We start from the raw sequence: 13,782 nt of genomic DNA, 5'->3' as shown, positions 1-13,782 counted from the left end.
TGCCAGAAGCGCTTGCCAGTCTGCAAGAACTCACCTCCCTGGATTTAAGCTTTAACCAATTAACGACGCTGCCAGAAGCGCTTGCCAGTCTGCAAGAACTCACCTCCCTGGATTTAAGCTTTAACCAATTAACGACGCTGCCAGAAGCGCTTGCCAGTCTGCAAAAACTCACCTTCCTCGATTTAAGCAACAACCAATTAAGGAGGCTGCCAGAAGCGATCGCCCGCCTGGAACAACTCACTTCCTTGGATTTAAGCCGTAACCAATTAACGACACTGCCAGAAGCGATCGCCCGCCTGGAACAACTCACTTCCCTGAATTTAACAGGCAACTCCATCGAAAAGCCACCGCCAGAAGTTGTTGCAAAAGGTATTAAGGCGATTAAGGATTATCTCCGGCAACTCAAAGTAGAAGGCACAGATTATCTGTATGAAGCAAAGTTACTAATAGTCGGCGAAGGAGGAGCAGGGAAGACAACACTGGCGAAGAAAATTAAAGACCAAAATTATCAACTCCAAGAGGAAGACTATACCAAGGGAATTGAGGTTATCCAGTGGAGTTTTCCAATGACAAATGAGCGAAAATTTCGAGTCAATATTTGGGACTTTGGGGGACAAGAGATTTACCATGCTACTCACCAGTTTTTCCTCACCAAGCGTTCACTCTATGTTTTGGTGGCAGATACCCGCAAGGAAGACACGGATTTTTATTACTGGCTAAATGTCGTAGAACTGTTGAGCGATAACAGTCCGCTGCTAATCATCAAAAATGAGAAGCAAAACCGCCACCGGGAGATTAATGAACTCCAGTTACGGGGGCAGTTTACTAATTTGAAGGAGACTTTACCCACAAACCTTGCTACCAACACAGGTTTAGAACAAGTTTTAGATAAAATCAAGCATTACGTTAAAAGCCTGCCCCATATTGGCAGTCCTCTCCCAAAAAGCTGGGTTAGAGTCCGGAAAGCTTTGGAGAGTAACGCACGCGATTACATCGGCTTGGATGAATACCTGAACATCTGCCAAAAAAATGGGTTCACCCAAAGAAATGACAAGTTGCAGTTGAGCAACTATCTGCACGATTTGGGAGTATGCTTGCACTTTCAGGAAGACCCACTTTTGAACAAGACTGTCATCCTCAAACCCAAGTGGGGAACTAATGCAGTCTACAAAGTGCTGGATAATGAAAAAGTGATTGGCAAGCTGGGCAGTTTCACCCAGTCTGACTTGGTAAACATCTGGTGTGAAGACGAATATGCCACGATGCATGATGAACTATTGCGTCTGATGATCAACTTTAAGCTGTGCTACGAAATTCCTAAAAGTAAAGGAAAGTATATTGCCCCACAACTGTTATCTGCTAATCAACCTTCGTATAACTGGAATCAAACCGACAACCTGATTCTGCGTTACACTTACGACTTTATGCCCAAAGGCATCATCACCCAGTTCATTGTTGTCATGCATGAGTTGATAAATGAACAACAATGTGTCTGGAAAAGCGGCGTTGTTCTTAGCAAAGACCAGACGAGAGCAGAAGTGATTGAATATTACGGCAAGCGGGAGATTAAGATTCGAGTTTCAGGTCGTCACAAAAGAGATTTGATGACCATAGTTACACATGAACTAGATAAAATTCATGACTCATATAATCGACTAAAGTACAACAAGTTAATCCCCTGTAATTGTATCACTTGCAAAGATAACCAAGAGCCACACTTTTATAACTTTGAAAATTTAAAAAATCGCTTTGCTAAACAAAAATATGATGTTGAATGTGATATTAGCTATGAAAAAGCGAATGTTTTGAGCTTAATTGATGATGTGATAGATCGGGGTAAAGATAGGTTGTTTGTAGAGCAGTCATGGGTTGAAGTGAATTCTTCTCTATCTCCGCAAATACCATCTAATATATATATCAACCTAAATCAAATTCAAGAACAAAATAAAACTCGTCAAAAGGAAAATAATTCGATGTCAACAGTAAATCAATACGGCTTAGGAGATAACATTGGTGGCGATAAAGTCATGCGTGATAAAATTGGCACTCAAATCAACAACTCGCAAAACTTGGCACAAGCTGCAAAAGATATTAAAGAACTTTTAAATCACCTGTCACAGGAATATTCTAGTACTGCGATTGTTGGCGTCAAAGCAGTAGAGGAAATAGAACGGCAGCCAACACTGAAAGCTCGAATTGTCAATGCCCTGAAAGAAGCAGGATCAGAAGCTCTGGAAAAAGCAGTTGATCATCCTGCTGTCAGCATTGTCATAGCAGCCACCAAGGGCTTTATAGATGGTTGAAGATATGGTAATTTAATCAGGCTGAAAAGTAAAATTTACCGCCCAAATACTAGCTTGTTTTACTAGAAACTTGAATGGTAAATTTCTGTTTTCATTCAGAGTTACATAACTCCTGACTCCAGATTCCTTCTACTGTTGTTCACCTTTTTCCTGAAGGAGCGATCGCCAATCTGCGATCGCCTTCTCCGTCCACAGCCAATTTTTAGCTAATTTATCTACCTGGAAATTTACTGGATCAGACTTGAGAACCATTTGCCGCAACTTGATCGCTTCATTGAGATATTGTGTCTGTTTGCCATCATGCTGACTAAGTGCAGATTTATACAGTCCGAGAGCTAAACCAGCATAGGAAGTTAAAGCATCCTGAGGCACTGCTGTCTTTGTAGATGTTGAGTCTGTGTTCTGTTCTTTGAGAGCTAAATTCAAAGCCTTGAACCAAGAGTCATTACCTCGATTTAGATTGCCTTCTGCGTAGTAGGCAAATCCTAAAGCATTATTATACAAAAGCGATTCTGGTTTAGCTTTTGCAGCAGTTTCCCAGTAACGGCGGGCATCATCGACGCTATAGTTATTGTCTCCAGTTTGGATAGACTGCCACGCTAATCGTCCCTTGTAAAAGTTGACAGATGGATCGTCAGCTTGTTTATTTGGAATCAGTTTCAGGGCAGTATCAGCCGCAGCAAGTGCGCCACGATTGAGTAATTCTTCTACAGCCAATAACCCACCTTGCAAGTCGCTCTGGCTCAATTTTTCCGTAGCGGTGGCGGTGACAATTCCAGTCGCTGCTGTTTCTAAATCGATATTTTGCTGCTTTTGAATGGGTAGAGACTGGGTGGGAATTGCTGGTATTTTAGGCATTGCTTGGGGTCGATTTTGCCACCACCAATTTAAACCGATCGCAGCTGCTAACGCACTGATTCCCACAATCCCCACAATCGGCCATAGCTTGCGGCGTCGGGTAAAAGGTCTCGGTGGGGCTGGTTGCGAGCGCAAAAAATCAGCAGAATTTTGCCAATTTCCTTCAAAGTTTCCAGCAGCTTGAGGTGGCGGTGCTGGGGCTTCTCCCCACAAATCTGCTTCCTCTTCCGAAGAAGTCATTTCCTCTGAAACCTGCCTTTGCTGAAGACTATTTTCGCGAATTTGTTGATCCAGTTCAGTTGGAGCTTTTTGGTTATCTAGCTGACGAAACAAATCCGAAACTATAGCAGAATCTTCTGCATAGCTTGGGTCATCATACTCAATTTCATCAACTAGATCGCCCCAAGTATCTTCACCTAGCCAGTCCAACCCAGAAGAGTCACGCGCCAAACCAGAAGGAATCATTTCCTCCATTCCTAAAGGCATCTCGGTATCATCGGCCATAGCAGAATACATCGTGGAAGTTGCCCCTAAAGGCGAACTATACTGATTCAGCGACTCCGCACTTTCGGATAACCCAGTTTCCTGGCTCAAGAAACCGTCAAATTCTCGCTGGAGATATAAAATCGGTAATGCCCAGTACATCTGGTGAGAACCATAGGCAGAAATTAATCCTTGGCGCACCCGACTGACACACAAATCTACTGGATATCCCTGACTCAAGTTGCGGTAAAACAATTGTGTAAGCGTCAACGCCACTTCATCAGGAATCCGTTCTGACATCGCCAAAACGCTTCTGATTCCGCGCTTCACCAGACTTTCTGCCAGATTCCGTTCGCCAGTATCTCCAGAGGCATCAGACGCAGCTGTGTACGCCCCCAAGCAGGAGTTAAACACTGCCATTTGGATGTTATTGTTGACGAGCAAACCTGCCAAATCGTCCCCAGTCAAGATTTCCGTTAAGCCAGTTCTGCGACTAGCAAGATAAATTTCTCCACCATTGGCACCGAAGTTACTATGACCAGAGTAGTGGAGAACATGATATCTGCCTTGTTCTAGAGCTTGCGTCAGTTCTTCCCGTCCTGGTTGGTCTAGCACAGTGAGGTCAATTTCTGGGAAACGATTGCTACCTTCAGCCAGTCGTGATGTTTGACGGTGAAGTTCAGCTTGCAGTTTGATAGCTTCCTGTTTGAGTAAGTCAAGACGGACTTGATCTGAGGGGGAAGCAATTACCATCAATACTTTCACACCACCTTGTTCTAGTGGTGTAGGCATATTTTGCGTAGGCGTAGCCCCCCGCAGCGATCGCAAAGGGGAAGCCCCCAAAATTCCACTTTGGAAACGAGAAAAAGCCACATAAGGCCCAGTAGCCAGAGGGCGATCGCCTGCGTGCATCACTTCCCAAGGCAGACGAGCTAACCTAGTGTCTTTTAGCCCCAAGCGTAAGCGTAGTACTTGTTGGTGGTTCTGGGCAATACCTTGGGCAGTAATCCAACTATCTCTGAGAGTGCCTTTAAATAGGGCGTTATAAAATTGTTGACCCAACGCCACCAAGTTAACAGAGTTTCTGGCGATGTCGCTTTCATTCCCGCCAGAGACAAATATATCTCCCTGCAACACCGACTTCAACGGATCATTCATCAAATGTCCAGCAGCGATCAACCAATCAGCTACAGGCCAAGTCACCAGTTCTTCTGCCAATGGCACCCCAGGCGCGACTTCTTCCGTCCGCACCAAGTAGTCATTTTGCCCTACAGGAGTTACCGAGATATGGAATTCCTGGGTCACAGTTTCTCCTGTCCGCCTCCTAAATCTGGTTTGAAACGCGAAAGTTTCAAGTCGATTTTTCGCTCCCTCTGATAAGTTAGATGCATCCCACCCCTGAATGTTTCTGATTCTAGTTGTTTCTAGTTGTTTTGCTTTTTTTGCCTTTACAACTTTATCCGGATCGGATTACTTGGGTCTAGAACACTTAATTGGTAGATGCACCTTGATCTTCAACTCCCCTAGTTGGCTAACACCCACTGGGGGTTTTTTTCAATTTTGGCAAACAACAGCAACTTCTGACGCAGATATTCTTTACCAGAAAATAGTGCTTAACCCTAGAATACTTGATTAATAGATGGATGTACCTTGATCTTTAACTACCCTAATTCAGTTAATATCCACTCTGGTTTTTTTTGACACACGACAACAATCAATTTTCTAATAAATTTATCCGGAGCATGGTGGTTAAACCTAGAACATTTAATTGGTAGATGCACCCTGATAACTAGCTCCCCTGGTTGGCTAAAACCCACTGGGGGTTTTTTTATTACTCAATAAGTACAAAACTTCCGCACTGAAAACCTGAAACCTATATCTGAATAAGCCTACGCCAGTTGCTTCTCTTGTTCAAAGACGCTCTTCTCTTGCTAGCAAGCTTTAAGAGTCGGAGAACCCTTTCAGTATTTCCTACCCTGTGCGTTCCTACATTGCTACCGTTACGCCAAGAGCAAGGCACTGGCTCCCCTGAAAAAGAGGGGTAACTCTAAGAGCCAACTTTTTCAGGGGTTTGGGGATCTCTTGTGCATAAGTCCTAAAACAGCAATCATCCCTGACACACCCATTTTTTAAGGCAGCGCACCCGTTATCTAATTGGCAGGTTTGTCCTGATAACTAACCCCTCTGAGGTTTTTCTCTGATAAACAAACAGTAACAACTTCAACCTCTGCTAATTTATCCGGTAGCTACCCATTTACTTTAGAAAACATTATTGGTAGATGCACCCTGATAACTCACTCCCCTAGTTGGCTAACACCCGCTGGGGGTTTTTTCTAGTTGCGACGCCGATAGCCCGTCGTAGACATCGCCATCAACCCTGATTTAGTTCATTTTCTCCGGAAGATACTGGCTGTCCCTAGAACATTTAATTGGTAGATGCACCCTGATAACTCACTCCCCTGGTAGGCTAACACCAACTGGGGTTTTTTTATTTAAAAAAATAACTGACCTTTGTACAAAATTATCCGGATTATGGTGGTTAAACCTAGAACATTTAATTGGTAGATGCACCCTGATAACTAACTCCCCTGGTTGGCTAACGCTCACTGGGGGTTTTTTTTTGGCGTAGACGCGTAGTAGCTTGTCTTAGACATCGCCCTCGCATTTCCTGCCCACATAGCTGGAGAGTGCACCACTACTCTTGTTGCTACTGCTGGTAGACCTTGAAGATCGTCCTGTTGCCAGGATAGAGCATAACCTGATCACGCAATCCCTGAATCGCTTTCTTTTTATTGTGAGCTAGAGATGCCACTTCAAAATGATTGCTATGATATTTAATCATATTCTTAATTTTTTTTCTACATTTTGACCTTTAACTCTTTGTCTGCTAGCAATCATGCTGTCAACTTCATCTCAGAGATTCCTCGCCGACTAGATCATATTTCTCATTCTCAGGTTCAGCCTGGAAATGCAGTACTGAAGGCTCAACCTCCCAAAAAATTGCCTTCCCTGCTTTTAGTAGGGAAGGAGGAAAAGATACTGGATCAGTGTTTCAGCCTGAAGTTGACACTAATGACTAGCTATATGGTAATATTTCATAGCATTATGCTAAAAAACTTTGCCTAGAATCAAAGAGTCGCCAACCCATGAGTTTAGCTGTAATTAAGTTCTCTTCAGAAGAGTGCGGCATCTGCCACAAAATGTCTTTTTATGACAAAAAAGTGGCTGAAGAACTGGGTTTAGAATTTATCGATGTAAAAATGCAGGATACGGCTGCTTACCGCAAATATCGCAAGATTTTATTAACTCAGTATCCCGATAAATCAGAAATGGGATGGCCTACTTACATAATCTGCAATTCTCCAGAAGGGGAATTTCAGATTATGGGTGAGGTAAAAGGAGGTCATCCCAAAGGGGAGTTTAGAAGCCGTCTTCAAGAGGTTCTGAATTCCACTGCTAATCAGAACTAATTACCTCAAAAGATTTGACCTCCAAGACAGGGCCAATCATGGCAGTTGTCATGATATCTTCACGCACCTGTCCTTTAACTTTTGCTTTTTGTCCGGCTTTGAGTAAGTCTTTGTCAGCCCCTCTGAGGATTTCGTAAGTAACGCCCTCTTCTGTGACTAACGCCCATGCGCCTGTGCCAATATCACGGTGTTGGATTGAACCTGTAAGTGTAATGCTCATAAACAGTGCTGAGTGCTGAGTGCTGAGTGCTGAGTGCTGAGTGGGGGAGTAGGGAGTAGGGAGTAGGGAGTAGGGAGTAGGGAGTAGGGAGTTAGGAGTTAGGAGTTAGGAGTTAGGAGTTAGGAGTTATAAAAATTCATTTCCCATACCCCATGCCCCATGCCCCATGCCCCATGCCCAATGCCCAATGCCCTATTCCCCATATTTATTTATGCTGTTTTTTCTTCGTTTTGCAATGCTAAACGAGCCAGTCCATAACAGATTAGGGCATTGGCAATGAGGAAGAGGCGTGCTAAGTTACCGCTTCCCAATCCCCAAACTGCCGGATCGAAAAACGCACTTATAGTTAAGCACGCTGCTACACCTAAGGTTGAACCAATGGCAAACCATTTCCAACTAGGATGTCCCAGCAGCAATGCCATTAATACAATGGGAATCAGTACGCTAGCAAACAGGGGATTCAACGCATCGGTTCCCTGGAGGGTATTGCCTAGTTCGGGAATTGAACTGCCCAAAACCCGGAAAGGCCATTGGGGAAGATCAAAAATATAGATTCCCTTGAGGAAGAATAACCCAGAACTGCCAGCAATTAAGCCACTAGATAAAGACCAACTCCAAGTGAAGGGGAAGTAAACCCGTAAAAACCAAGCCAGCAGATAGGAACCAACTACCATTAAAACCTTGGGTATGAGTGCTACTGCACCACCATCAATCCAAAAGCCGGGGTTAAGATAGCCGCTATCCCGTAACCATCGAAAGAAATCTGGGAAACTTATTTGTCCCCCAAAGGCTAGTTTTACTGCTGCTTCTGCATTGAGTTGTCCAGCACCATAATAGTTCAAACCATCATCCTGGATAACTCGTGCCGACTGCTTGAGGACTTTTAACACTTCATCTGGTTCTTTGATGCCAGCAGCTTTGATTAATGCCGCAACACCAGCAACGTGAGGAGAAGCCATGCTTGTACCCTGGAAGCCCAGAAATACCCCTTCACCCTTTTCGTCGATAGTTTCTTGCAGAATCTTACCAGCTTCACTACCACCAGGAGCAGATATATCTACCCCAGCACCAAAGTTAGAATAGGGCGCTCTTTCGCCATCTGGACCAATAGCCGAAACGCCGATGACGTAGGGATAGCGGGCTGGATAGCTTGCTCCATTGGTGTTTTCATTCCCTGCTGCCGCAATGATAACTACACCTTTTCTATGGGCATACTCGATCGCTTCTTTCATCAACTTGCTTTCACCGCTACCGCCCAAGCTCATATTAATCACATCTGCGCCTTTATCAGCAGCAAATTTAATCGCTTCGGCAATATCGGCAACGGTACCACCACCATATGAACTGAGTACCTTCAGCGGCATCAGACTGGCTTCATAGGCAATTCCAGCTACGCCATATTTGTTATTTGTGGCTTGGGCAATGGTTCCGGCAACATGAGTACCGTGGCCGTTATCGTCTGTGGCTTCTTCTCGATCGTTAACAAAATCATAGCCTTTGACGAATTTTGTCTCATACAAGTCGCGAACCTTGGTAATCCCGCTGTCAATTACCGCAACTGTGACGCCGCTGCCTTTGGTTTGACTCCATGCGCCTTCAATGCCAATTTTGTGCAAGTTCCACTGCTTGCTGTAATATTGGTCATTGGGGCCAGTTAATGAGGGACTTGCTTGATCATCTTCTTGGGGTGCCAAAAATTCTCCAAGCCTTGCAGGTTTACCTGGTTGTGGAATCTTCCTGTAGATATAATTTGGTTCAATGAATTCTGTAGCTTGGGCAAATTGAGATTTTTTCAGTTCTTGGAGTCGCTGGCGATCGCCTTTGACAATATACACATTATCTTTTTTAGAAAACTTGTTGTCTAATTGGGGTGTAACGTTGTATTGTTTGGCGATCGCTTGCAGATTCTCTTGCATCACAAGTGATGGAATATCTTCCCGAAAATCAAGCAAAATCGTCTCAAACTCTCCTTTAGCTGCCAGTCCCTGCAAATTAAGGAAACCAAATATGGCAGATCCCAGCCCAATGACAAACAAGCACCATAATATAAGCTTTCTCATATTAACTCATCACCGCTTTTTGCCCGTTTGCTCACTACCATAACTTATCTGCATCCTTTATTGGTAGATTTTGCACTTTTAGTTACAAGTTTCACTCAGGATTCAGGACTTTTTTAAACAATGGAACGTGGTCTTTTGTGGTTGCCCCTATTAGTAATGTTTTTCTGGTTGGCTTGGCAAGGCTCGAAGGAGTATCAAAAAGTCGAAGCCTATCGCGCTTGGGCAGAGCAATTTGAACGGGCTAAGTACGATATTTATTCGGTATTAGCTCAAAAGGGCAACAATCTAACTTGGGGAAAACCCACGCCTAAAGGGCCAATTCAGCTAGAAACATTCTCTTTGCTTGATGTAAAGCGAATCTATCTTTTAGTAGATGACAAAGAAGCAGATTTAGAAAACCTGCCGGAAAAAGGTCGTTCTATAGAGTTAGAATTTCTATTTTCCGAATCTACCGATTCAGTGCGGGTTCCATTTACAGAAATCCCTTTGGCAGCAGAATGGGGTAAGTATTTGCTCTCGGCATTACAAGACTTGCGATCGCAACCAAATCAGTAATTATATGATGATTTGAGCTACACCAGACCTCAAGTATTGTCTTGATAAGCTATAAAGCGATCTAAAAGTGACTTCAAGGATAAATGAGCGTTTCCAGTGGAGCGATCATTGATGAAGAAGCTGTATTGTTTGGAGTATCATGTGTGCGCTCATGGGTGGTGGCAGTTTGAGTGGCTGTCACTATGTCATATCTGCGATCGCCAGAAGCAAATTCCTTCCTCAAGCTGGACTATAGCAGAGTTTTTATCTGGAAGTTTCAAGTTCTCAGATCGAATGAATAGAAGTTGCAGCCACTTGACAGGAATTAAAGTGTAGAGAAACCCCATAAAATGAATTTAAACCTCATCTATGTTGAGAACCATAGTTTTTGCCCTCACCCTAAATCCCTCTCCCAAATTGGGAGAGGGATTTGTTTCCGGCTCTCCTTCTCCCAATATTGGGAGAAGGGGCTGGGGGATGAGGGTTTTTTCTGTTGATACGGAAAGAACTACAATTTTCAAGGTGGACGCGGTTTAGTTGCTCAATACCAAATCTTTTCACTTTAGTTATTCCCCTACACACCTATACCCGCTGTGACGAGTCTTGGTCATCGGAAAACACAATTAAATAGTCATAAAAGTCGTAGAAGCCTGAGCCAAGAGTGTTGCCGCACTAACCCCATCCAACTTCGCCAGCACTTGATTGTCAGAACTATTCACAAGGAAAGCTTGACTTCCTTGTTGCTGTATCAACAATTGACCAAACTGGAGACCACTTGACAACCCAAGCTTGTCCCTACCCACTTCAAAGTCAGTAATGGAGTCCGTACCCTCACCACGAGCCAATACAAAGGTGTCAGCACCATAGCCCCCAGTCAGTACATCATTGCCTTTACCACCGTAAAGCCAGTCGTTGCCTGCACCTCCTAAGAGTTGGTCATCGCCAAGACCGCCGAACAGGGTATCGTTACCGTTATTACCGTAAAGCGAGTCATTGCCACCATTACCGTAAAGCCGATCATTACCATCTTGTCCCCAGATATTATCGTCTGGGTCGCCTCCCCCAAGTTGGTCATTTCCTGAAGTACCGATGATCGCAGGAGCGGGTCTAACTGTGCCACTAATAGCAAAGTCAAAGGTGCTTTCGTTAGTATCGTTGTTGTTTAAACTGAAGCTACCACCATAGTCGCCAGGTGTAAGGGTATTGAGTGCCACCGATATAGTGGTGGAACCATTAACAGCCACGCTAGCTGGAAGAGTACCGACCAAACTAAATGCGTTGGGAAGTTTGAGATTACTCAGATTGAGTGCGGCTGTACCTGTGTTCTTAATAGTAAAGGTTTTGGTCAGGGTGTTACCAGCACTGGTGTTGCCAAAGTAAATAGCAGTGGTGCTGCCATCTGTAATATTAGCTGTGCCATTGAGAACTTGAATTTCTGGAGCAGGAGCGGGTTTAACTGTGCCACTAATAGCAAAGTTAAAGGGGCTTTCGTTACTATCGTTGTTGTTTAAACTGAAGCTGCCACTATAGGTGCCGGGTGTAGTGGTATTGAGTACCACCGATATGGTTGTGGAAGCATTAACAGCCACGCTAGCTGGAACAGTTCCAACCAAACTAAATCCGTTGGGAAGTTTGAGGTTACTCAGGTTGAGTGTGGCTATACCGGTGTTCTTAATAGTAAAGGTTTTGGTCAGGGTGTTACCAACAGTGGTCTCGCCAAAGTTAATGGCGGTGGTGCTTTCATCTGCAATATCAACTGTGCCATTAAGAACTTGAATTTCTGGAGTAGCGATGGTGCTGCGGGGGGCTTCGTATGCACCAATATCAATCACTGCGATGCCATTACCATCGCCATCCTGGGGAATGTTTTTAGTGATGCTATTGAAGGCATTGGAACCAGTATCGATCGCCGGACTTCCTGGTTTGAGGCTAAAGTCACCATTCGCTGGATTAACCAACAACGGATCTTTACCCAAAATAAAATTAGTTCCTGTTTTGTAGTACTGATCAGTGTTGTAAATCAAATTATGATCAGCTGTGATTTCTTCTGAGGAACTAGTTACAACATATGAATAACCATCTTTTTTGGCATACATGATGTTATTCAACACTTGTGTATTAGTTGCTTGATTGATAAAAATTTCACCAGTATCTCTTAAGTCAGGGTGTTGTGAGTTTTGGTAAGTTGTGTTGTTGACTACATCTACATTAGCACTGTTAAACACCTGGATACCCGCTCCACCATTCTTATAAGAGATGTTATCAGCAATTAATGTTTTCCCAGTATAAGCCTCTCCATCTAAACTTAGAGCCTTTCCACTATCAATCATAATGCCATGTCCTTCGGTGACAACTCCTGCTGTAATCCAAGGAATGTAATTGTAATTGTCGTGCGTAATGTTTCCTTGAATAATATTTTTATATATGCTGGTATTATTATCTGAATTATAGTTTCTAAGTAACGAAATTCCTTGCGTCCCATACAAAGAATACCACCCACATTCAGATACGATGTTGTTCTCAACAGTGATATAATCTGCTTCTGTTGTTGCGATTCCGCCGCCGGGGAACTTGGAGATATTATTATCTCGAAAAACAAGGTGATCGGAATGCTGACCCGAAGAGTCAGGTGATGCGTTAATGCCGTTTCCATTTGTCAGTGCATTGTTTTTGTTTTCCTTCTGAGATTGTGCATACTCTAGAGTAATTTGATCATTAGCTCCAACAAGTGTCAAACCTTCGATCACGATGTAGGAAGAGCCTGTGATACCGATAGCATTGAAATTGGTCGATTTGAGCAGAGGATTATCACCAGGATAGGCAGCGAATGTGATTGGTGCCGCCTCTGTGCCGTGTTTTTGATTGATACCAAGGATTGGGTTGCCAGGGTATTGACTCTGCTCGTAAGTACCATTCATAACGTAGACAGTATCACCTGCCTGCACCAAGTTTGCAGCTGTTTGAAGGGTGCGAAATGCTTGATCCTCTTTCAAGCCATTATTTTTATCATTGCCTGTTCCAGAAACGTAGTATGTTTTGCCAGCCATAGGTTTAGTCCGAATGTGTGTAAGGGGAATTGGTAGTACACTCTCAGCAACTTTCCTCAGTTGCTAAGTAGTTATTTGAATGGATCATCTGTCTGGACTTTTCAGGACAGTCACATCTGTCCGATCGCGACTTGAAATCGCATCGGTTATAGAAACGCTGTAGTAAAACTGAAAATTTTTCTCCTGTTAACCGTTGATGGTTAAACTAGGGATGTCGATACTGTCAATCGTCAGTATTTTATTGAGGGTGATCGGACGATTAATGCACAGACAAGGCAGCGCAAAGCTGGAGACGTTTCCTCTCTTTTCTGGGCTTGTTGTTAGACATCTTATGGTTGCCAAGACTGGAATTGAATTGAATCGTATCTTCATCTGTAGCAGCCGCGACGCCGAATAGCCCGTCGTAGACATCGCTGCTCTTTGCAAACCAGCTTTACTATCTGCTATGTTCGATACGATGGATCATAAATTGGCATAGTAATTGCTCTAAACTTTGTCCGTTGTCTTAGGTCAGGAGGTTGCCAAATCGGCATGTTAAAATACACCCCAGGCTAATAACTGGGGACTTAAAGTTACAGTTGTCAAAGTTGAATTGGTTGAAAGTTTAGTAGGTTGACCCCTTAACTTAAGGGGACTAATATAACAACTTAGTTGAACCTGTTGTAAGCGGTGTAACTGAGCCTTGTGAACTTAATTAAAACTAACCTTTACAAATAGCACTTGATATCAGTGAATATTCTGAATATAGTATTTTTTTTTACAGCAATAGCGGAAAGTTTATGGAAGTGTCGTGGTGCAGTCCTGTTA

General features: G+C 43.6%; 8 protein-coding genes. 3 read left to right on the top strand and 5 right to left on the bottom strand.

Features of this window, described 5'->3' with window-relative positions:
* Nucleotides 1-2,303: COR domain-containing protein (locus V7K30_RS07010; protein WP_334998391.1), on the top strand; the 2,303-nt coding region annotated here is incomplete at its 5' end.
* A 129-nt stretch (nucleotides 2,304-2,432) separates the two neighbouring features.
* Here the strand turns inward: V7K30_RS07010 and hetF are convergent.
* Complete coding sequence (gene hetF / locus V7K30_RS07005; protein WP_334998390.1) at nucleotides 2,433-4,949, bottom strand: cell division protein HetF; 2,517 nt, start codon at nucleotides 4,947-4,949, stop codon at nucleotides 2,433-2,435.
* 1,841 nt (nucleotides 4,950-6,790) lie between these two features.
* Here hetF and V7K30_RS07000 point away from each other — a divergent pair.
* Nucleotides 6,791-7,114: a thioredoxin family protein gene (locus tag V7K30_RS07000; protein WP_334998389.1), complete on the top strand. Its 324-nt coding sequence runs from the start codon at nucleotides 6,791-6,793 to the stop codon at nucleotides 7,112-7,114.
* Here the strand turns inward: V7K30_RS07000 and V7K30_RS06995 are convergent.
* Both V7K30_RS06995 and V7K30_RS06990 read right to left on the bottom strand, forming a co-directional pair.
* Complete coding sequence (locus V7K30_RS06995; protein ID WP_334998388.1) at nucleotides 7,101-7,334, bottom strand: hypothetical protein; 234 nt, start codon at nucleotides 7,332-7,334, stop codon at nucleotides 7,101-7,103. The genes V7K30_RS07000 and V7K30_RS06995 overlap by 14 nt on opposite strands.
* A gap of 209 nt (nucleotides 7,335-7,543) precedes the next feature.
* The gene (locus V7K30_RS06990) at nucleotides 7,544-9,394 is read right to left on the bottom strand and encodes a S8 family peptidase (RefSeq protein ID WP_334998387.1); all 1,851 of its coding nucleotides are present in this window, start codon (nucleotides 9,392-9,394) and stop codon (nucleotides 7,544-7,546) included.
* Nucleotides 9,395-9,514: 120 nt separating this feature from the next.
* Here V7K30_RS06990 and V7K30_RS06985 point away from each other — a divergent pair, with 120 nt between their 5' ends.
* The gene (locus tag V7K30_RS06985) at nucleotides 9,515-9,949 is read left to right on the top strand and encodes a hypothetical protein (protein ID WP_334998386.1); all 435 of its coding nucleotides are present in this window, start codon (nucleotides 9,515-9,517) and stop codon (nucleotides 9,947-9,949) included.
* 73 nt (nucleotides 9,950-10,022) lie between these two features.
* Here V7K30_RS06985 and V7K30_RS06980 read toward each other — a convergent pair whose 3' ends face one another.
* Nucleotides 10,023-10,172, bottom strand: coding sequence for a hypothetical protein (locus V7K30_RS06980; protein WP_334998385.1), 150 nt, complete (start codon nucleotides 10,170-10,172; stop codon nucleotides 10,023-10,025).
* A gap of 379 nt (nucleotides 10,173-10,551) precedes the next feature.
* Nucleotides 10,552-12,975, bottom strand: coding sequence for a choice-of-anchor D domain-containing protein (locus V7K30_RS06975; RefSeq protein WP_334998384.1), 2,424 nt, complete (start codon nucleotides 12,973-12,975; stop codon nucleotides 10,552-10,554).
* Nucleotides 12,976-13,782 lie beyond the last annotated feature (807 nt).

It is taken from the genome of Nostoc sp. (assembly GCF_036917655.1).
Lineage (GTDB): Bacteria > Cyanobacteriota > Cyanobacteriia > Cyanobacteriales > Nostocaceae > Nostoc.
Note: the sequence above shows the minus strand (reverse complement) of the source record. Positions and strands in the feature narration are given on the sequence as shown.

Excerpts from the sequence above, each read along its gene's own strand:
- V7K30_RS06975 (WP_334998384.1), bottom strand. The coding sequence starts at position 12,975 with ATGGCTGGCAAAACATACTACGTTTCTGGAACAGGCAATGATAAAAAT.
- V7K30_RS06990 (WP_334998387.1), bottom strand. The coding sequence starts at position 9,394 with ATGAGAAAGCTTATATTATGGTGCTTGTTTGTCATTGGGCTGGGATCT.
- V7K30_RS06995 (WP_334998388.1), bottom strand. The coding sequence starts at position 7,334 with ATGAGCATTACACTTACAGGTTCAATCCAACACCGTGATATTGGCACA.
- V7K30_RS07000 (WP_334998389.1), top strand. The coding sequence starts at position 6,791 with ATGAGTTTAGCTGTAATTAAGTTCTCTTCAGAAGAGTGCGGCATCTGC.
- V7K30_RS06985 (WP_334998386.1), top strand. The coding sequence starts at position 9,515 with ATGGAACGTGGTCTTTTGTGGTTGCCCCTATTAGTAATGTTTTTCTGG.